Genomic DNA, 20,128 nt, shown 5'->3' with positions numbered 1-20,128 from the left:
TCAGGGGGAGACGGTGTCGTCCACGGCACGGACCATGCGCTGCAGGGCCGGTACGGCGACGTCGCGCAGATCCGACTCGAGGTCCGGGCTGCCCACGACCGACGCCCACACGGCGCGCCCGGCGAGGAACCCCGAGGCTCCGGCGCGGCACGCGAGCTGCACGGTTTCGGGGAAGCGCTCGGCCGGCACGCCGGACGACAGCACCACCCAGTGGCCGTCGATGGCGTCGTCGAGCTCGCGGCTGCGCTCGGTGATCTCGCTGTCGGTGCCGTGTCCGTGCGTCGGGACCTCGGTCTTGTAGATGTCGGCGCCGAGGGAGCCGAGCTCGCGCGCGGCGGCGAGGATGCCCGCGTCGGCGTCGAACCCGCCGCCGGCGAGCGGAGCACGCGACACCGGCTCGACGATGCTGGCGAGCCCGTGCCCACGGCAGCGCCGGACGAAGTCGTCGACGAGGGCGACACGCTTGTCGGCGTCGCCGTCGGGCCGCCAGATGACCAGCAGTTTCAACGCGACGGCGCCCTGGGCGCGCAGCTCGGCCGGGTCGAGCGTCTCGTCGATGACGGAGTCGGCGACGAACTCGTCGGCCCCGGCGACGAAGTGGTCCGCCGCGGCGATGAGCGCGCACGACGGCGCGACGGCGCCGGCCGCGGTGACGGCGTCCCAGCCGAACTGCTTGTCCACGAGGACGGCCGAGGCGTGCGGGGTGAGCGCCCGCGCGGCAGCGACCTTGAAGTCGGTGACCTCGGCGTCACCGACCGGACGCCCGAGACGTTCGTGCAGCATGGCGCGCAGCGCCTCGCGCTGGTCCACGGCGAGCATGGCGAACCCGCCGGACGGGCGTGCGAGGCGGTCGGTGAGTTCAGGGGGCACGGCGATGCATCCTCTCGTCCGAGTCTGGCAGCGTCTTCCGTCCAACAGAAGATGTTAGAAAACTACCATCTTCTGGAAGAGTTCCAACTTCCCGGTACCATTGCTCCGTGAGCAGCACCGTCGACGGACGAGACCACCAGGCCAACCTGCGCTACGACGCCGCACCGCAGCGACGGGCCGTCATCGTGAACCAGCTGCGCCGCTCCGGGCACGTGTCCGTCTCCGACGTCGCTCAGCTGCTGAGCGTCTCGGAGATGACCGTCCGCCGTGACCTGCGCAGGCTGGCGGCCACCGGCGACGCCGTGCTCGTCCACGGCGGGGCGAGCCTTCCACCCGGCGCGCGTGCCAACCCGGCGTTCGTCGCCCGGGCCATGCTCAACAGCGAGGGCAAGCGCCGGATCGGCCAGGCGGCGGCCGCGATGGTGCCGCCGGACGCCACCGTCGGCGTCGACGCCGGCACGACGGCGCTCGAGGTCGCGAACGCGCTGCCCGAGGAGTTCTCCGGCTGCGTCGTCACCCATTCGGTCCCGGTCCTCGCGGCGATGATGACGCGACCGTCCGCCCGCACCATCGCCGTGGGCGGCGAGCTCTCCCAGGAGAACCAGGCCCTGATCGGGTCCAATGCCGCTCAGTTCGTCGGTGACCTGCGGCTCCGTGTCATGATGCTCGGCGCCGCCGCCATCGACACCCGTGGCGCGTACGTGCGCTCCGAGCTCGAGCTCGGCGTGAAGCGCGCGATGCTGGACGTCGCCGACCAGGTGATCCTGCTGTGCGACGTGTCCAAGGAGAACGCCGCCGGCACCGTCCGGGTGTGCGGCATCGACCGCGTCGACACCGTGGTCACCGACGCCCCGCTCGGCGACGAGCTCACCGCCCGGCTGCACGAGGGCGGCACCCGCATCGTGGTCGCCTGAGGGTCGGCCCGCCTCCGCCCGGGCGCTGCGGCGCGAAGGTCGATGGGCGCATACCTCTTGACATCTGTTTCCTGAGCACAAACACTGCATGCAATGTTCGTTAACGCACAGTCGTCGTCAGCGGGTGGCGAGGGTTCCCGGCGTCCGGAGCCCGCCACTCCGGTGCAGCTGCCTGCGAGCCCGGTCGAGACGGTCAGGTGCCGGATCTTCCGGATGCCCGCGGACGACGGCGTGGCGATGTCGTTCGCGCCGATGGCTCACCGGGTGATGGCCGTCGTCGTGGTCGAGCTGGCCGACGGGCAGCGCGGCGTGGGGGAGTCGTGGGTGAACTACCCCTCCTGGGCGTGGCGGGAACGCGTCGCGACGGTCCACGACGGCGTCGCGCCACTGCTGCGCGGACGGACGTTCGACGATCCGGCCGGTGCGCACGACCTCATGACCGAGCAGCTCGTGCCGCTCGGCCGGCAGTGGGGAGCCCCGGGGCCGGTCCGGCAGGCGATCAGCGCCGTCGACACCGCGCTCTGGGACATCGCGGCACGCCACGCCGGGGTGCCGCTGGCCGACCTGCTCGGCGGTGCGACGGTCGACGAACTCCCCGTTTACGGGTCGAGTCTCGGTCCCGCCGGCGTCGAGAGGACGGCGCTGCACTGCCAGGGGCTCGGCCTGTCCGCGGTGAAGATCAAGCTCGGGTTCGGCCGCAAACGGGACGCGGCCAACCTGCGCACCGCGCGGGACGTGCTCGGCCAGGACGTGCACCTCTTCGGCGACGCCAACCAGGCATGGACCCTCGACGAGGCGCTCGAGATGGTCCCGGTGCTGCACGCCGCCGGTGTGGAGTGGCTCGAGGAACCGCTGCGCGGCGACCGGGTGGACGAACTCGCGGTGCTGCGACGCAAGGGCGGGATCGCGCTGGCGACCGGCGAGAACCTCTACGGAGCGGCCGCGTTCGAGCCGTACGTCGACAGCGGCGCGATCGACATCGTGCAGCCGGACGTCTCCAAGGTCGGCGGGCCGACCGAGTACGTGCGGGTGCACGAGCTCGCCACGACAGCCGGAACGACGGTGAACCCGCACCTCTACAACGGCGCGGTGGCCACGGCCGCGACCCTGCAGGTCGCCGCGGCGCTGCCGGCGCGCCTGGTCGAGTGGGACGTGCGGTCCAACCCGTTGCGCGCCGGCGTGGAACACCTGCTGACCGGACACGGAACGGTCCGCGTCCCGAACGGCCCCGGACTCGGTGTCGACATCGACCTCGAGTCGCCAGAACTCGTCGAGGAGATCTGAGAGTGAACAGCGCGGCCAACACAATGGAGCAGCTCGTGGCGTCCGTCCTCGCCGCGCCGACAGCGGTGCGCATCGACGGCGAGCCACGTTCGGCCGGTCTCGCCCGGTCCGAGCTGATCGCCCCGGCAGACGGCGCGGTGTGGACCGACGTCGCCGTCGGCGGCACGGCCGAGGCGACGGAGGCTGTCGCGGCCGCGGCACGGACGCTGCCGCGCTGGTCGGCGTACGAGCCGGCGCGACGCGGCGAGGCGCTGCGGGCCGTGGCCGACGACCTCGACGCGGCGGCCGGCCAGCAGGCCTGGCCCGGCCTGATCACGCGGGAGACCGGAAAGCGGCTGGCCGAGTCCAAGGCGGAGCTGGGGCTGTCCGCCGTGTACTTCCGGGTGTTCGCCGACCTGATCGAGAAGCAGGAGTCGGTGCGCTTCGACGCCGTGCCCGGTCACTCGCACGTGGTCGAGGCGGGCCCGGCCGGGGTCGTCGCCGTCCTCACGCCGTGGAACTTCCCGGTCTCGATCCCCGCGCGCAAGATCGCCCCCGCGCTGGCCGCGGGGTGCTCCGTCACCTTCAAGCCCTCCGAGCTGGCTCCGATGTCGTCGATGGTTCTCGCGGCGCTCATCGACCGGCACGTCCCGGGCGGTGTCGTCGACACCGTCCTCGGCGACCCCGCCGACGTCGTCGACCCGTGGCTCGAGCACCCGGACGTGCGTGCGGTCTCGTTCACCGGCTCGACCCGTGTGGGCCGGCTCGTCGCGGCAGGCGCCGCGGCGAACTTCCAGCGCACCGTCCTGGAGCTCGGCGGGTGCGCGCCGTTCGTCGTGCTCGCCGACGCGGACCCGGAGGCCGCCGCGCGGACGCTGATGGTCGCCAAGTACCGCAACAACGGCCAGTCCTGCATCGCGGCGAACCAGATCCTGGTGGCGCGCCCGGTGGCCGACGCGTTCGTCGAGGCCTTCGCCGCGGCCAGCCGCGAACTGACCGTCGGCGATCCGCTCGACGAGACGACCGGCCTGGGGCCGATGGCGCCCGCCGGCGACCCCGCACGGCTGCGCAACCTGGTGCAGGCTGCGGTCGCGGACGGGGCGCGTGTCGTCGTCGACTCCGCGGATCTCCCTCCGGCCGGGCACTTCGCCGCGCCGACGGTCCTCACCGACGTGTCACCCGACTCGGCGGTGTTCCGCGACGAGATCTTCGGCCCGGTCGCCGCCATCCGGACCTTCGACGACGTCGACGAGGCGCTTGCACACCACCACGACACCGGTTACGGACTCGCCGGCTACGTGTGCGGCACCGATCTCGACGCCGCCCGCGCGGTGGGACGCCGGCTGCGCGCCGGCATCGTCGGCGTCAACACCGGGACGCCGAACTACCCCGGCGCGCCGTTCGGCGGCACCGGCCTGTCCGGGCTCGGCTACGAGGGCGGCCGGCAGGGCCTCGAGGAGTTCCAGGCCTTCCGCACCATCGCCATGGGCCCAGGACGACTCGCGTGATGCGCGTCGTCCTGGGCCAGACCGGTGCCCCGACCACCGTCGTCAACCGCAGCGTGGCCGGCTTCCTCGACGGCGCGAGCGGGCACGAGGTGCTGCTCGCCCGCGGCGGCCCGGACGCTCTGGTGGCCGGCGCCTTCGACGCGCCGGCCCGCATGCCCGGCGACGCGGAACGCGCCGGAGGATCCTGGCTCGGTGGCGGCCGGCGCGCGACGACGCCGGAAGACGTCGACCGGATCGTCACCGCTCTCGCCGGCCAGCGCGTGGACGGGCTGTGCCTGATCGGCGGCAACGGGACCATGGCGCTGCTGGACGCGGTGTCCGAGCGGGCACGCGCTCGCGGCGTCGCGCTTCGGGTCGTGGGCATCCCCAAGACCATCGACAACGACCTCGACGGCGTCGACCACGCTCCGGGGTTCGCGTCGGCCGCACGGTTCCTGTCGGCCGTGCTCCCGGACATCGCGCGCGACCACCGGGCGATGCGCTCGGTGGAGCCGGTCCGGATCGTCGAGACGATGGGCCGGTCGACAGGCTGGCTGGCGCTGGCGGCGACCCTGCCCGCCGACCCCGACCACCCGGTCCACCGGGTGTACATCCCGGAGCTGGCGTTCGACCGGGACGACTTCGTCGCCGACGTCGATCGGCTGGTGGGCCGGCACGGGCGTGCCCTCGTCGTCGTCAGTGAAGGCGTCGCGCCGGAGCTGACGGCCCAGCCGATCCACGACACGAACCACACCCGGCTGCTCGCCGGTGGGGTCGCGCGCGAGCTCGCGGGCGTCGTCGCCGCCGAGCTGGGGCTGCCGGCCCGCGGCGAGGTCATCGGCGTCGTCCAACGCTGCGCGTCGCACCTGGTCAGTACGGCCGACGCGCACGAGGCGCGGGCCGTCGGCGGTGCCGCCGCCCGGCTGCTGACCGACGCGGACGCGCCCGCGCACACCGCGGTGATGGTCGGTCTCGAACGTCGCGACGCCGGCCCGGATCGCCCGTACCAGGTCACCCATCCGGCCGTGCCGCTAGGCGACGTCGCCGGGCGTACGCGCGCGGTTCCGGAGCGCTGGAGGACGCCGGACCCACGCGAGCTGAACTCGTTCCACGCATGGCTTTCTCCCCTCGTCCACGAACCTCACGTGACGGCGGCAACGCCGGTCACCACTGCCTTGGAGGCACTATGAGTACACGCAGAAAGATCGCCGGCTGCCTGCTCGGAGCGGCCGCGCTCGCCCTCCCGGCCTGCGGGAGCCCGTCCGACTCCGCGTCGGGTGGCGAGGACACGGTCACCCTGGTGATGTCGAACCATCCGTGGCAGCGCGGTATCGAGCCGCTCATCTCCGATTTCGAGGAGGAGTCCGGCATCAGCGTGGACGTCCAGACGTTCGCCGAACAGCAGACCCGCGACAAGATCCAGCTCAATCTGCAGTCGCAGAGCTCGGCGATGGACGTCTACATGACGTTGCCCTCCCGGGAAGGCCAGCTCTTCGCCTCGTCGGGCTACTACGAACCCCTCGACGACTACCTCGCCGAAGCCCCCGAGGAGTACAAGGCCGACGGGTTCAGCGCCGGCGCCATCGAGGGCATGAAGGTCGACGGCGAGACCATGGCGCTGCCGCTCAACGTCGAAGGGCCGGTGCTCTACTACCGCACGGACCTGTTCCAGAAGTGGGGACTGACCCCGCCGAAGACGATCACCGACCTGATCGACACGGCGGCGAAGATCGAGCAGAAGTCGTCCGACATCACGCCCATCACGCTGCGCGGCCAGGCGCCCGCGCTGCCGTTCACGTTCGGGCCGTTCTTCCACGGCACCGGCCTGGAATGGACCGACGAGCAGGGCACCCCGAACTTCGACGAGTCCGGCGCGGTCGAGGCGATCGAGCAGTACGCGACCCTCGCCCGCGAGTACGGCCCGCCGGGCGTCATCAACTACTCGTTCACCGAGTCGTCGACGCTGTTCGCGCAGGGCAAGGCCGCCATGGAGCTGGAGTCGAGCAACGAACTGAACAGTGTGGTCGACCCGGAGAAGTCGACGGTCGCGGACAACGTCGGCGTCGCGCCCGTGCCCGCCGGCGAGGCCGGTCCGGCGCCCACCGTCCTCTCGTGGGGTCTCGCGATGTCGCCGTTCTCCGAGAAGAAGGACGCGGCCTGGGAGTTCATGCAGTGGGCGACGAGCCCGGAGATCCAGCTGAAGCTCACCGAGGCCGACATCGCGCCGCCGCGTGACGGCGTGGCCACGGACCCCGCCTACACCGACACGCTCGACACGCCCACGCTCGAGCAGTGGCAGGCGGCGGTCGCGGACCTGCAGAAGAACGGCAACGTCGAGGTCGGCCCCGTCGGCAACAACGCGCCGGAGATGCGCAAGGTCATCGGCGACGCGATCGGCAAGGTGATCCTCGGGGATGCCACCGCGGCCGAAGCCGCGGACGAGATCCAGAACGGCCTCACGCCGCTGTTGTCCGAAGAGTGAGCACCGTGACGACGACGTCCGCACAGACGACCGCCGGGGCATCGCAAGAGCCCGGCCCCGCCGCCGGGCGCACCCGGCGGCGGGCCGGGCCGCCACCGATCGCCCGCGGCGTGTGGCCGTTGCTGATGCCGGCGATGGTCGTCACCGGCCTGCTGGTGTTCCTGCCGGTGATCTACACCGTGTGGCTGTCGATCTCCGAACGGCAACCGAGCGGCACGAACACCGGGTTCGTCGGGTGGTCGAACTTCGCCCGCATGTTCGAGGATCCACAGTTCTGGAACTCGGTGCAGGTCACGCTGTTCCTGTTCATCGTCTGCCTGACGGTGGAGACCGTCCTCGGGCTCGCGCTGGGGTTCCTGCTCAGCATCGACGTGCCGGGCCGGCGGTTCTTCCAGGGGCTGATGCTGGTGCCGGCGATCACCGCAATGGTGGCGGTCGCCCTGGTCTGGCTGCTGATCTACGATCCCACCCTGGGGGCGGCGAACCAGATCCTGACCGCGATCGGGCTCGACCCGGTGGTGTGGCTCGGTGACCCGGACATCGCGATCTGGTCGATCGCGATCGTCGACATCTGGCAGTGGACGCCGTTCATGGCGCTGATCATCGCCGCCGGGATCCGGTCGCTGCCCTCCGAGCCGTTCGAGGCAGCGTCCATCGACGGCGCGAGCGGCTGGGCGAAGGCCCGCCGGGTCGGGCTTCCGCTGCTGATGCCGGTGCTGTCGGTCGCCGTCCTGTTGCGCACCGTCGACCTGCTGCGGTTCTTCGACACGGTCTATGTGATGACGCAGGGCGGCCCGGTCAACTCGACGATGACGCTCAACGTGTTCGGCTACCGCACCGCCTTCGTCGACCAGCAGGCCAGCTATGCCGCCGCGCTGCAGCTGAGTCTGCTGCTGCTGGTCGTCGTGGTCGCCGGCTTCTTCACGTGGTGGCGCAGGAGGCTGAGCATTGAGTACTGACATCGTGACGCGGCGCCGACGCAGATTCGCCGGCGTCTACCTGGGCTATCTGATCGCGGCGCTGATCTTCTCCGGACCGGTGCTGTTCATGTGGTGGTCGGCGTTCCGGCACAACGTCGACATCACCGGCTCGATCTTCGACATCACGGCGCCGCTGACGTTCGAGAACTTCACCAACCTGTTCGACCGCTTCGCGTTCCTGTATTACATCCGCAACAGCTTCATCATCGCCGGCGGGTCGACACTGGCCGGCCTGGTGCTCGGTGCGCCCGCGGCGTACGTGATCGTCCGGCGGAAGATGGCCGGGCTCGGGTTCCTGACCTTGCTGGCCCGGATGGCCCCGGGCGTGTTGTTCGTGCTGCCGCTGTTCATCCTGTCCGTCAACATCGGCGCGCCGTCGAACACGGCACTGAATTTCGCGCTGCTGATCTCGGCACACCTGATCATCACGTTGCCGCTGTGCATCTGGCTGCTGGTGCCGTTCTTCGAGGACATCCCGGTCAGCCTCGAGGAGGCGGCGATGCTGGACGGATGCAGCGTGTGGGACCGCTTCCGCGCCGTCGTGCTGCCGTTGGTGCTGCCGGGTCTGTCGGTGGCGGTGACGCTGAGCTTCATCTTCTCGTGGAACTACTTCCTGTTCGCGCTGGCGCTGGCGAACAACGACACGCTCCCGCTGCCGGTCATCGCGTTCAACTTCATCGGCCAGGGTGCGAGTGACTACGGCGGGTTGATGGCGGCGAGCGCGCTGATCTCGCTGCCGGCTCTGATTCTGACGATCTTCGCCCAGCGCTGGCTGGTGCGGGGCATCACCGGAGGTGCGGTCAAGTGAACACGGCAACCATCACCAACACCGGCGCCCGTTTCCTCGGTGAGGGCCGCGTCGAGTTCCGGACCACCGAGATGGGACCGGTGGCTGCCGGCGAGGTCCGGCTGCGGGTCGACGTGTGCGCGCTGTGCGGGTCGGACAAACGGCTGCTGGCGCAGGGTTCCTCCGTCGTGCCCGGACACGAGATCGCCGGGACGGTGGCCGCCGCGGGCGCGGACGCCGCGGTGGCGCCGGACACCCGTGGGATCGTGTACATCCCGGTCTACTGCGGGGCCTGCCCGGCGTGTCACAGCGGTCTGACCAACCGGTGCACGCGCTACACCGACCTGATCGGGTGGCAACGCGACGGCGGGTTCGCGCACTACGTCGACGTGCCGGCCAGGTGCCTGATCGAGGCACCCGAGGATGTTCCGCTCGACGTCGCCGTGCTCGGCCTCGACACCGTGGGCACGGCCGCGCACGGGCTGCGGCTCGCGCTGCGGACCCAGCAGGAGACACCGCGCCGGTTGCTCGTCGTCGGGTGCGGTCCGCTGGGCCTCGGCGTCGTCGCGGTCGCCCGCGCCATGGGTGTCGAGCAGGTCGACGCGTACGACCCGCATCCCGGGCGGCTCGCGCTGGCGGTGAAGCTCGGCGCGGCCGAAGCGCGTGACCTCGACAGCCAGAACCAGTACGACGTGACGGTCGAGGTGAGCGGTGCCCAGGCGGGGCGGGCGGCGGCCCAGCGGGTGATCGTCCCCGGCGGCGCGGTCGTGGTGCTCGGCGAGTCCGGCGAGCCGTACACCATGCCGGCCGATCCACGGTGGCGGCGGACGGACTGCTTCACCGTCCGCTCGTTCTACTTCCCGCTGACCGAGGTCGCCGAGAACTGGGAGCTGTTGCGCGGGTTCGGTGCCGAGCTGCGCGACGTGCTGGCCGAACGGCTGACCCTGCCCGAACTGGAGGCGGCCTTCGACGCGTTCGTCGCCGGTGATCTCCTCAAGCCCTACATCGTCTCCGGAGCCGACTCGTGAATCCTGCCGATCTGCTGATGCTCGCCGTCGACCAGCGGCCGTGGCTCACCCACGCGCTCTACGGGCACACCCGACGGGCCGCGCCGGACGAGCGAGCGGCCATCTGCCGCGGCAAGCACATGGTGTTGGACGGGCTGCTGGCCGCTGTCGACGGCGGCGTCGACTCCGGTGTCGCGTCCGAGTCCGCGGCGATCCTCGTCGACGACGCGCTCGGACCCGGAGTCGCCGAACGGGCTCGCGACCACGGCGTCACCCTGAGCATGCCGCTGGAGCGCGGCGGGCTCGACGTGTACGAGGACGAACCCGACGACGTCGCCGCCTATCTCGCGCACCACCGGCCCGACCTGGCGAAGGTGCTGGTGCGCTACAACCCGGACGGTGACCCGGAGGTGAACGCCCTGCAACGGCGCAGACTGGCCGCCACCGAGCGCGCGGCGCACGAGGCCGGCTGCCGGTTCCTGTTCGAGCTGCTGGTGCCGCCGACACCCGCGCAGCTGGAATCCGCCGGAGACCGCGCGACGTTCGACGAGCAGCTGCGGCCCGCGCTGATCCTGCGCGGCATGGAGGAACTCGGCCGGGCGATGGCCGTCGACGTCTGGAAGCTCGAGCAGCTGGGTGCGGAGCCTAACTACGCCGACGCCGTCGAGCTCGCCGCCAGCACCGGAGGCGAGTGCATCCTGCTCGGCGCCGGCGCCACGGCGGAACAGGTCGACACATGGTTGACAGCGGCCGGCCGGCAGGGCTTCGGTGGCTTCGCGATTGGTCGCAGCGTGTGGTGGGAGGCCATGCGCGGACTGCTGGCCGGCGAGGTGGATCATGAGACGGCGACGGCACGGGTCGCCGCCGGCTACACCCGGTTCGTCGCGACGTTCCGGAACAGTTCCACGAGTCCGGGCACCGAGCCGGTGCCCGGCGTCGTGTAGGCATCGAGGGGGCCGAGTCGGGTGAGCGACGCGCTGATGGAACCGGGCGAGCGGGTGGGTGAGCGGGTGTACCGGACGCTGCGCCGACGTATCCTCACCGGCGAGTTCCCGCCGGGCACCCGGCTGTCGGTGCCCGCGATCGCCCGCGAGCTGGGAGTGAGTCGCAGCCCGGTCCGCGACGCGGTCCTCCAACTGGGTAACGAGGGCCTCGCCCAGGAGACCTTCAACCGCGGCGCCATCGTCCCGCAGATCGACCACGACCAGCTGGTCAGCCTGTACGAGGCGCGTGAGGCGCTGGAAGGGATGACGGCGCGGCTGGCCACCGTCAACTTCGGACCGGGGGTGCGGCGCCGGCTGCTGGGCATCCTGGACGAACACGACGAGGTCGTCGCGGCGGGCGACTTCACCCGGCACATCGACGTCGACGCGGCGTTCCACCGCGAGATCCGCACCGCGGCGTGCAGCCCGGTGGTCGCGCGGATGCTCGAGGAGATCCAGGGCCAGGTCATGATCGCGATGCGTTCCACCAGCGTCAGCGGCGGCATGGCGCACGCCGTCGAGGACCACCGGAAGATCTTCGAGGCGCTCGCCTCGGGCGACCCGGACGCCGGAGAGGCCGCCGCACGCCAGCACATCTCCCGGCTCACGAGCCTGCTGCGGACCCATGTCTGACGGCGGCTCCGGGACGGTCCGGTCGTTGCGGTTCCGCGGCCCCGGCGTGGTCGAGCCGGTCACGTCGGTGCCCGCCGGCCTTGGCGCCGAGGACGTCCGCATCGCTCCGTCGGCGGTGGGCGTGTGCGGGACCGACGCCCACATCGTCGCGGGGAGTTTCCCCGCCGAGGTCGGCGTCGTCCTCGGCCACGAGGTGTGCGGTCGGGTGATCGAGCGCGGCTCCACCGTCGGCGACCTCCCCGGTGCCCCCGAGGTGGGCGATCTGGTCACCGTGGAGCCGCATCGGTACTGCACCGCGTGCCGGTACTGCCGCGCCGGGCAGGAGCACCTGTGCGCCGGCAAGCGCGGCTACGGTGTCCGGCTCGACGGCGGGATGACCGACCAGATGGTGGTGCCGGCGCGGATCGCCTACCGGCTGCCGGAGCGGACTGTGCCCTGGGTCGGCGCGATGTGCGAGCCGGTGTCGTGTGCCATCCACGGCATGGACCGCCTCCGGGTCGTGTCCGGGGAGGCGTTGCTGATCTACGGCTGCGGCCCGGCCGGAGCAATCCTGGTAGCACTGGCGAGGCTGCTCGGCGCGAACCCGGTCGTGGTGATGGAGCCGAACCCGGCACGCCGCGACCTCGCGCACAGCATGGGCGCCGATCTCACCTTCGACGCTGCGGACCCGGACGCGGACGCCGAGGCCCGCGCGGTCACCGGCGGTGACGGTTTCGCGGCCGTGATCGACGCGGTCGGTTCGGCGTCGGTGCTGGAACGGGCGGTGTCGATGGCCGCGCGCGGCGGGCGGGTGCTGGAGTTCGGGGTGGCCGCGCCCGACGACACCGCGGCGGTGCGTCCACACGAGCTGTTCAGTCGCGAACTCACACTGCTGGGCTCGGTGATCAACCCGTACACGCACCAGCGGGCCGTGAGCGTGCTGCCCCGCCTCGGGCTCGAGCGACTGACTCCGGCCTTCTTCGAGCTCTCCGAGTTCGAGAACGCGCTGCGCGGGCAGCGCGAGGGCGTCGCGGACAAGGTCTTCGTCGCACCGCGAGGCGTCGACGTCGCCCGCGGCGTCACGCGGTAGTGAAAGGTGGGCAGTCAGGTGTAGGCGGACGTGTCGGCGTCCGCGACGGGCCGATCCGCGTCCTCGTCGGTTCGGGGTCGCGGGACCGGCGCCGGCTGTTCCGGTTCCGCGCCGGTGACCGGCTGCTCGTCGCCGCTGGCCAGCGCTTCGTTACCGGCGGCCCGTGCCTCGTTGCCGCTGGCGCGCTCGAGGAAGCGCAGCAGTTCGACCGGGAACGGCAGGACGACCGTCGAGTTCTTCTCGGCCGCCACTTCGACGATCGTCTCCATCAGCCGCAGTTGTAGCGCGGACGGGGTCTCGGCCATGGTGGACGCGGCTGAAGCCAGCTTCTTCGACGCCCGGAACTCGCCGTCGGCGGTGATGATGCGCGAGCGCCGTTCCCGTTCGGCCTCGGCCTGACGTGACATCGAGCGTTTCATCGCCTCCGGCAGCGCGACGTCCTTGATCTCGACCCGGTCGATCTCGATGCCCCAGCCGACGGCCGGGCTGTCGATCATCAGCGCCAGGCCCCTGTTCAGCTCCTCACGGTTGGACAACAGGTCGTCGAGCTCGCTCTTGCCGATGATCGAGCGCAGGGACGTCTGGGCGACCTGCGAGACGGCGAAGTCGTAGTCCTGCACCTCGACGGTGGCGTCGATCGGGTCGTGGACACGGAAATAGACGACGGCGTCGACGCGGACGGTGACGTTGTCGCGGGTGATGCCGTCCTGCCCCGGGACGGGCATCGTGACGATCTGCGTGCTGACCTTGTGCATCTGGTCCACGAACGGGATGATCCAGTTGAATCCCGGAGTCCGCGGCGGTCCGGCGACCCGGCCGAGCCGGAACACGACACCGCGTTCGAACTGCCGGACGATCCTGGCGCTCGCGCCGAGAACGACGAGGGCGATGAGCAAGACCGCGAGGACGATTCCCAGCGCCTCCATGCTGACCTCCCTGCCAGCAGTGCCCTTGCCTCGATCGTAGGACGCCGATGTGACGTGGGCCACAGTTCTGGGCCGGACAAAAAACATGTTGTGAGTGAGTTCTCACTCATTTAAGCTCGCTTCCGTGATGTCCCCAAGTGCACGACGGACGAGAGCGGCGCCGATGTCGCCCGAGCAGCGCCGGGACGCGATCGTCGCGGCGACGATCCCGCTGGTGCGCGAGCACGGATTCGACGTGAGTACCCGGCAGATCGCGGAGGCGGCCGGCGTCGCGGAAGGCACCCTGTTCCGGGTCTTCGACGACAAGGACTCGCTGTTGCGGTGCGCCGTGCGCGCCGCGCTCGATCCTTCGGAGGCCGAGTCGCAGCTGACCAGCATCGACATGACTGCGCCGCTGGCCGCACGGGTCGAGCAGGCGGCGGTGGTGCTGCAGCAGCGCATGTTCGACGTACTGCAGCTGGCCGCGGCCGTCGGTCTGGCCAACGTTCCGCAGCCCGAGTCCGGGCGCGAGCACATTCAGTTCGAGCGCATGAACGAGCTGCTGACGGCGATCTTCGAGCCCGACCGGGACACGCTGAGCCGCGATCCGGCCGACGCCGCCCGGTTGCTACGGATCATCGCCTTCGGCGGCTCGCACGCGCGGCTGACCGAAGGACCTGTCATGACGCCGGCGGAGGTTACCGACCTGCTCCTGCACGGCATCGTCCGCGACACCACCGACTGAGTCCCCGTGAGCGCAACCGCGGGGACGCACCTCCCGCCACGCCACCACTGAGCCACCTCGACACCCGGAGCTCGTCCATGCTCATCCGCTTGCTGCGGACCCACCTGCGCCCGTACCACGGCAGGCTGCTGGCCGTCGTGGTCCTGCAACTGCTCGGCACCCTGGCCGCGCTGTACCTGCCCACCCTGAACGCGGACATCATCGACCACGGCATCGCCCGGGGGGACACCGGTTACATCCTCACCACCGGGGTGTGGATGCTCGCGGTCACGCTGATGCAGGTCGTGACGATGATCGCCGCCGTCTACCACGGCGCCTACGTGGCGATGGCCGTCGGCCGTGACCTCCGTGCCGCGATCTTCCACCAGGTCGGCACCTTCTCCGCACGCGAGATCGGGCACTTCGGTGCCCCCTCGCTGATCACCCGGAACACCAACGACGTCCAGCAGGTCCAGATGCTGGTCGTGATGACGGCCACGATGGTCGTGATGGCGCCGATCATGGCGGTGGGCGGCGTCACCATGGCGCTGCGTCAGGACGTCGGCCTGTCCTGGCTGATGGCGGTGTCCGTCCCGGTGCTCGCCGCCGGCGTGCTGACCATCGCCCGGCGGATGGTGCCGCAGTTCCGCGCCATGCAGGAACGCATCGACGCGGTCAACCGGGTGCTGCGTGAGCAGATCACCGGCATCCGGGTGGTGCGTGCCTTCGTGCGCGAGCCGTACGAATGGCGGCGATTCGCGGAGGCGAACGAGAACCTCACCGACACCGCGCTGCGCGTGGGCCGGCTGATGGCGCTGATGTTCCCGTTCGTGATGCTCGTGCTCAACGCGTCCAACGTGGCGGTGCTGTGGTTCGGCGGGATGCGCGTGGACGACGGCGCCATGCAGATAGGGGCGCTGACCGCGTTCCTGACCTATCTCATGCAGATCCTGATGTCGGTCATGATGGCGATGTTCATGGTCATGATGGTGCCTCGCGCCGCCGTCGCGGCCGAGCGGATCACCGAGGTGCTCGACACGACGTCCTCGGTGGTCACGCCCGCGGCTCCGGTGACCGAGTTCGCCCGGCCCGCGACCGTCGAGCTGCGCGGCGCGGGGTTCACCTACCCGGGTGCGGAGAAGCCGGTGCTGCGTGACGTGTCGGTGCGCACCGAGCCGGGCGAGACCACGGCCGTCATCGGCAGCACGGGCGCCGGCAAGAGCACGCTGCTCAGCCTGGTGCCGCGGCTCATGGACGCGACCGACGGCGCGGTCCTGGTCGGCGGCGTCGACGTGCGCGATGCCGACCCGGACGAGCTGCGACGGCGCATCGGCTTCGTCCCGCAGCGGCCGTACCTGTTCTCCGGCACCGTCGCGAGCAACCTGCGCTACGGCAGACCGGAGGCCACCGACGACGAGCTGTGGCAGGCGCTCGAGATCGCGCAGGCGAGGGACTTCGTCGAGGAGATGCCCGAGCGGCTGGAGGCGCCGATCGCCCAGGGCGGCACCGACGTCTCCGGCGGGCAGCGCCAGCGTCTCGCGATCGCGCGTGCGCTGGTCCGGCGCCCGGACGTGTACCTGTTCGACGACTCCTTCTCCGCGCTGGACCTCACGACCGACGCGCGGCTGCGCTCCGCGCTACGCCCGCACACCGTCGACGCCGCCGTCGTGATCGTCGCCCAGCGGGTGTCCAGCGTCCGCGACGCCGACCGCATCGTCGTCCTCGAGGACGGCGACGTCGTCGGCGTCGGCCGGCACGACGAGCTGATCACGACCTGCCCGACGTACGCGGAGATCGTCGAGTCCCAGCTCAGCGCGGAGGAGGCGGCATGAGCCAGCAGATGGCACCACCGCAGAAGCCGATGAGCTTCGGGCCGTCGGTCCGGCGGTTGCTGGCCCGGCTGCGCCCGGAACGCCGCGGCGTCGTCCTGGTCGTCGTCCTCGGTGTGGTGGGCGTGGGGCTCAACGTGCTCGGCCCGCGGCTGCTGGGGCACGGCACGGACCTGATCTTCCGCGGCGTCATCGGGCGGCAGCTGCCGGAGGGCGCCAGCAAGGAGCAGGCGGTCGAGCGGCTGCGCGACAGCGGCGAGAACACCTTCGCCGACATGGTCGCGGGCATGGACGTGACGCCGGGACAGGGTGTCGACTTCACCGCGCTGGGCTGGGTGCTGCTGGGCGTGCTCGCGCTGTATCTCGGCGCGGCGCTGTTCACGTGGCTGCAGGCGTACCTGCTCAACGAGGTCGTGCAGCGGACCATGCTGCGGCTGCGCTCGGACGTCGAGAACAAGGTCCACCGGCTGCCGCTGCGCTACTTCGACACGCACGCCCGAGGCGACGTGCTCAGCCGGGTCACCAACGACATCGACAACATCTCGCAGAGCGTCTCGCAGACGATGAGCCAGCTGCTGACGTCGGTGCTCACGGTGCTCGGCGTGCTGACCATGATGGTGGTGATCTCGCCGCTGCTGGCGCTGATCGCGCTGGTCACCATCCCGTTGTCGATCCTGCTGACCGCACGGATCGCGAAGCGCTCGCAGCGCGAGTTCGTCGCCCAGTGGCAGCACACCGGCGCGCTGAACGCCCACGTCGAGGAGACGCACACCGGGCACGCGCTGGTGACGGTGTTCGGCCGGCAGGACGAGGCCGAGCGCGAGTTCGCGGAGAAGAACGAGCAGCTGTTCAGGGCGAGCTTCACCGCGCAGTTCGTCTCCGGCATCATCCGCCCGGCGATGATGTTCGTCGGCAGCCTGAACTACGTGGCCATCGCCGTCGTCGGCGGGCTGCGGGTGGCGTCCGGGACGATGAGCCTCGGCGAGGTGCAGGCGTTCATCCAGTACTCGCAGCAGTTCACCCAGCCGCTGTCGCAGCTGGCGTCGATGGTGAACCTGCTGCAGTCGGGTGTGGCGTCCGCCGAGCGGGTGTTCGAGTTCCTGGACGAGCCGGAGGAGTCGGCCGAGCTGCCGGTGACGGCCGTGACCGGGCGTCACCCGGATGTCGACGGCCGGGTGGTCTTCGAGCAGGTGTCGTTCAGCTACGACCCCGAGGAGCCGCTGATCGAGAACCTGTCCCTGGTCGCCGAGCCGGGCACGACGGTGGCGATCGTCGGCCCCACCGGCGCCGGAAAGACGACGCTGGTGAACCTGATCATGCGGTTCTACGAGCTGGACGGCGGCCGCATCACCGTCGACGGACGCGACGTCGCCGAGATGCGCCGCGACGAGCTGCGCTCGAAGTTCGGCATGGTGCTGCAGGACGCGTGGCTGTTCGGCGGGACCATCCGGGACAACATCGCCTACGGCGACCCGGAGGCGACCGACGAGCAGATCCACGCCGCGGCGGAGGCCACCTACGCCGACCGGTTCGTGCACTCGCTGCCCGACGGCTACGACACCGTCATCGACGAGGAGGGCGACAACGTCAGCGCGGGGGAGAAGCAGCTGCTGACGATCGCGCGGGCGTTCCTGGCCAACCCGGACATCCTGATCCTCGACGAGGCCACCAGCTCGGTCGACACCCGCACCGAGCTGCTGGTGCAGCAGGCGATGGCGGCGCTGCGCAGCGACCGGACGAGCTTCGTCATCGCGCACCGGCTGTCGACCATCCGCGACGCCGACCTGATCCTGGTCATGCGCGACGGCGGGATCGTCGAGCAGGGCACCCACACCGAGCTGCTGGAACGGCGTGGCGCCTACTACGAGCTGTACAACAGCCAGTTCACCGCGCCCGAGGTCGAGGAGGTGTAGGGGGCGTCCGACGTGTCTCTCGAGCGGCGGGTATCCGGCCCGGTAGCTCGGCGCGGCTTCACCGTCCGGACCGGGGACGTTCATCCTGGCGGTGTCCGGCACTCGTCCGCGGGCCGTACGGTCCTGGGCACGTGCCCACGGATGCCGAAAGGGTTCAGCGATGACGACACCGTCCATCCAGCGCGGGTCGCTGCGGTTCGCCGTCGTGACGGACACACACGCCAATCCGGACAAGCCGGTCCGGCTCGAGCTGCTGCCGCGGATCTTCGCCTCGATCGAGCGGCACGACCCGGCGTTCGTGCTCAACTGCGGCGACATCACCGACTACGGTGACCGCTCCGAGTACGACGCCTACCTGTCGACGGTTCCGCAGTCACTGCGCGAACGGGTCTGGCACGTGCCCGGCAACCACGAGGTGCGCTGGGACGTCAACGCTGCCCAGTTGTACCGGGAGCTGTTCGGCCCGGCCCCGTACCGGATGGACCGGGCCGGGTTGCAGGTGGTCGGTCTCGACCCGACGCAGCTGTTGCAGGAGCCGGGGCACTTCGGCGCCGAGCAGCTGCGCTGGCTGGCCGGCAACCTGCGTGCCGCCACGCCCGGCGTGCTGTTCCTGCACTTCCCGCTCGGCGCCGACCACTACCACCTGAACGACCAGGACGCGTTCTTCGAGACGGTCGCCGGGCTGCCGGTACGCGCGGTGTTCGCCGGGCACGTCCATCGCGAGACCGTGTACCGCTTCAACGGGTTCACCCAGGTCACCGCGGCGGCAGCGAAGAACGACGCGGTCTACTACTGGGTCGAGCGGCATGTCGACGGCGGACATCCCGTGCTCGCAGTGACGACGGTGCGGGTGGCCGCCGACGGGTCGGAGTCGCGGCAGGAACTGACCACCATCCCGCTGAGCGGGAACGGGTCCGGGCGGCTGCTCGAGCCGGGCAGGGTGATCATCGACGGTGCGCGTGACGGGACGGCGCGGGTCCGCGTCGAGGCCGGCCGCGACGGCGCCGCTGCCGGGGTGCGGGCACAGGTCTACCCGCAGCACGTGTTCGGCGCCCGGGCGGCGGGCAGCTGGGTGGAGCTGGAGGCGACCGGGCGGAGCCGGTGGTTCTCCGGGGACGTGGACGTCGCCGACCTGCCGCCGGGACGCCACCGGATGCAGCTGCGGGTTTCCAGCGACGGCGCGACGCACGAGTCCACCCGGGCGTTCGAGGTCCCGGCCGGCCCGGGCGCGCTGCGAGAGCGGTGGACGGCGACGCTCGCCGGGAGCGTGCAGGGCGCACTGGCCGAACGCGACGGTGTCGTCGTCGCCGGGTCGACCGGGGGAGAGGTTGCCGCGTTCGACGCCGCCGACGGACGGGAACGGTGGCGGCGCGAACTCGGGCCGGTGTACCGGGGTGCCGCGTACACCGCCGACGGCGCGGTGCTGGTCGTGCCGTCGGCCGATCACCGGCTGACGGCGCTGGACGCGGTGACCGGCGAGCCGGTGTGGGACCGCGACCTCGGGGCGCCGGTGCTGTCCACGCCCCTGGTCACCACGCTCGGCTCGACCGCCGCCGTCGTCGTCTCCGCCGGCCGGACGTTGTCCGCGCTGGCCGCCGCCGACGGCGGGGAGCTGTGGTCGGCGGACCTCGGCGGGTTCTTCGCCGGGCGGGCCGCGTGCGACGGTGAGCGCGTCTACGCCGGCAGCGGCGACGGCTACGCGTACGCGTTCGACGCGGGCACCGGCGAGCGGGCGTGGGCGTTCAACACGACCGCGCGGGCGTTCCCGTACGGCCGGCTGCTGTACGGCCCGTGGGACGACACCGTCGAGCTGCTGCCCGGCGGGCTCGTGCTGTTCGCGACGGTCGCCCGAAGTTACGCCGTCGACCGTGCGAGCGGCGCCGTGCGCTGGGACATCGCCGCCGGATGCATGTATCCGCCCACGAGAGCCACCGACGACGGGCTGCTCCTGCTCGACGAGTGGGGTCGGCTACAGCTGGTCGACCCGGCGAGCGGCACCACGACATGGCGTACCGAGCTCGGCGTGCGCACGCTCAACGCCGGACCGGTGGTCGCCGGCGGCACCGCCTGGGTGATCGCGACGACCGGCCTGCTGGCCGGCGTCGACCCGGGGTCGGGCGAGGTGGGGCACCGTCGGCAGATCGGGCCCGCGAACACGTTCAGCACCCCGGCGGTGACCGGCTCGACGCTCGTCGTCGCTGACCAGGACGGCACCGTGCGCGGCCTCACGCTGCCGCAATAGCTGGTGGTGGGGGCGGGGCGGTTGGGAGTCCGCGTCCTCG

At 71.2% G+C, this 20,128-nt stretch carries 17 protein-coding genes; 15 read left to right on the top strand and 2 right to left on the bottom strand.

Features of this window, described 5'->3' with window-relative positions; genetic code table 11:
• Positions 1–876: an aldolase gene (locus CLV30_RS05900; RefSeq protein WP_420841977.1), complete on the bottom strand. Its 876-nt coding sequence runs from the start codon at positions 874–876 to the stop codon at positions 1–3.
• A gap of 101 nt (positions 877–977) precedes the next feature.
• Between CLV30_RS05900 and CLV30_RS05895 the strand changes: the two genes are divergently transcribed.
• The 11 genes from CLV30_RS05895 (at position 978) to CLV30_RS05845 (ending at position 12,475) form a co-directional block, all read left to right on the top strand.
• A complete protein-coding gene (locus CLV30_RS05895; RefSeq protein ID WP_106536268.1) occupies positions 978–1,784 on the top strand; it encodes a DeoR/GlpR family DNA-binding transcription regulator in 807 nt (268 codons plus the stop codon).
• Between the two features lie 93 nt (positions 1,785–1,877).
• Positions 1,878–3,068 (top strand): mandelate racemase/muconate lactonizing enzyme family protein, encoded by a 1,191-nt coding sequence (locus CLV30_RS05890; RefSeq protein WP_106536267.1) that lies wholly within the window; start codon positions 1,878–1,880, stop codon positions 3,066–3,068.
• A 2-nt stretch (positions 3,069–3,070) separates the two neighbouring features.
• Positions 3,071–4,555, top strand: a complete 1,485-nt coding sequence (locus tag CLV30_RS05885) for an aldehyde dehydrogenase family protein (RefSeq protein ID WP_129710923.1) — start codon at positions 3,071–3,073, stop codon at positions 4,553–4,555.
• Positions 4,555–5,724, top strand: a complete 1,170-nt coding sequence (locus tag CLV30_RS05880; protein WP_106536265.1) for a 6-phosphofructokinase — start codon at positions 4,555–4,557, stop codon at positions 5,722–5,724. The genes CLV30_RS05885 and CLV30_RS05880 overlap by 1 nt, the downstream gene beginning before the upstream one ends.
• Entirely contained in the window at positions 5,721–7,016 is a 1,296-nt protein-coding gene (locus CLV30_RS05875) for an ABC transporter substrate-binding protein (RefSeq protein ID WP_165358518.1), read from the top strand. Before CLV30_RS05880 ends, CLV30_RS05875 begins: the two co-directional genes overlap by 4 nt.
• A 5-nt stretch (positions 7,017–7,021) precedes the next feature.
• A complete protein-coding gene (locus CLV30_RS05870; protein ID WP_129710925.1) occupies positions 7,022–7,975 on the top strand; it encodes a carbohydrate ABC transporter permease in 954 nt (317 codons plus the stop codon).
• Positions 7,965–8,804, top strand: coding sequence for a carbohydrate ABC transporter permease (locus tag CLV30_RS05865; RefSeq protein WP_129710926.1), 840 nt, complete (start codon positions 7,965–7,967; stop codon positions 8,802–8,804). The genes CLV30_RS05870 and CLV30_RS05865 overlap by 11 nt, the downstream gene beginning before the upstream one ends.
• The gene (locus CLV30_RS05860) at positions 8,801–9,811 is read left to right on the top strand and encodes an alcohol dehydrogenase catalytic domain-containing protein (RefSeq protein ID WP_106536261.1); all 1,011 of its coding nucleotides are present in this window, start codon (positions 8,801–8,803) and stop codon (positions 9,809–9,811) included. Before CLV30_RS05865 ends, CLV30_RS05860 begins: the two co-directional genes overlap by 4 nt.
• Complete coding sequence (locus tag CLV30_RS05855; RefSeq protein ID WP_106536260.1) at positions 9,808–10,734, top strand: 2-deoxy-5-keto-D-gluconate 6-phosphate aldolase domain-containing protein; 927 nt, start codon at positions 9,808–9,810, stop codon at positions 10,732–10,734. The genes CLV30_RS05860 and CLV30_RS05855 overlap by 4 nt, the downstream gene beginning before the upstream one ends.
• 21 nt (positions 10,735–10,755) lie before the next feature.
• Positions 10,756–11,406 (top strand): GntR family transcriptional regulator, encoded by a 651-nt coding sequence (locus CLV30_RS05850; protein WP_106536259.1) that lies wholly within the window; start codon positions 10,756–10,758, stop codon positions 11,404–11,406.
• Positions 11,399–12,475 (top strand): zinc-binding dehydrogenase, encoded by a 1,077-nt coding sequence (locus CLV30_RS05845; protein WP_106536258.1) that lies wholly within the window; start codon positions 11,399–11,401, stop codon positions 12,473–12,475. Before CLV30_RS05850 ends, CLV30_RS05845 begins: the two co-directional genes overlap by 8 nt.
• Before the next feature lie 14 nt (positions 12,476–12,489).
• Here CLV30_RS05845 and CLV30_RS05840 read toward each other — a convergent pair whose 3' ends face one another.
• Positions 12,490–13,401: a slipin family protein gene (locus CLV30_RS05840; protein WP_106536257.1), complete on the bottom strand. Its 912-nt coding sequence runs from the start codon at positions 13,399–13,401 to the stop codon at positions 12,490–12,492.
• Between the two features lie 163 nt (positions 13,402–13,564).
• Here CLV30_RS05840 and CLV30_RS05835 point away from each other — a divergent pair, with 163 nt between their 5' ends.
• The 4 genes from CLV30_RS05835 (at position 13,565) to CLV30_RS05820 (ending at position 20,088) form a co-directional block, all read left to right on the top strand.
• Entirely contained in the window at positions 13,565–14,125 is a 561-nt protein-coding gene (locus tag CLV30_RS05835; RefSeq protein ID WP_165358519.1) for a TetR/AcrR family transcriptional regulator, read from the top strand.
• A gap of 77 nt (positions 14,126–14,202) precedes the next feature.
• The gene (locus CLV30_RS05830; protein ID WP_106536255.1) at positions 14,203–15,936 is read left to right on the top strand and encodes an ABC transporter ATP-binding protein; all 1,734 of its coding nucleotides are present in this window, start codon (positions 14,203–14,205) and stop codon (positions 15,934–15,936) included.
• A complete protein-coding gene (locus tag CLV30_RS05825; RefSeq protein ID WP_106536254.1) occupies positions 15,933–17,846 on the top strand; it encodes an ABC transporter ATP-binding protein in 1,914 nt (637 codons plus the stop codon). Before CLV30_RS05830 ends, CLV30_RS05825 begins: the two co-directional genes overlap by 4 nt.
• Before the next feature lie 160 nt (positions 17,847–18,006).
• Entirely contained in the window at positions 18,007–20,088 is a 2,082-nt protein-coding gene (locus tag CLV30_RS05820; protein WP_106536253.1) for an outer membrane protein assembly factor BamB family protein, read from the top strand.
• Positions 20,089–20,128 lie beyond the last annotated feature (40 nt).

This window comes from Haloactinopolyspora alba (assembly GCF_003014555.1).
GTDB lineage: Bacteria > Actinomycetota > Actinomycetes > Jiangellales > Jiangellaceae > Haloactinopolyspora > Haloactinopolyspora alba.
Note: the sequence above shows the minus strand (reverse complement) of the source record. Positions and strands in the feature narration are given on the sequence as shown.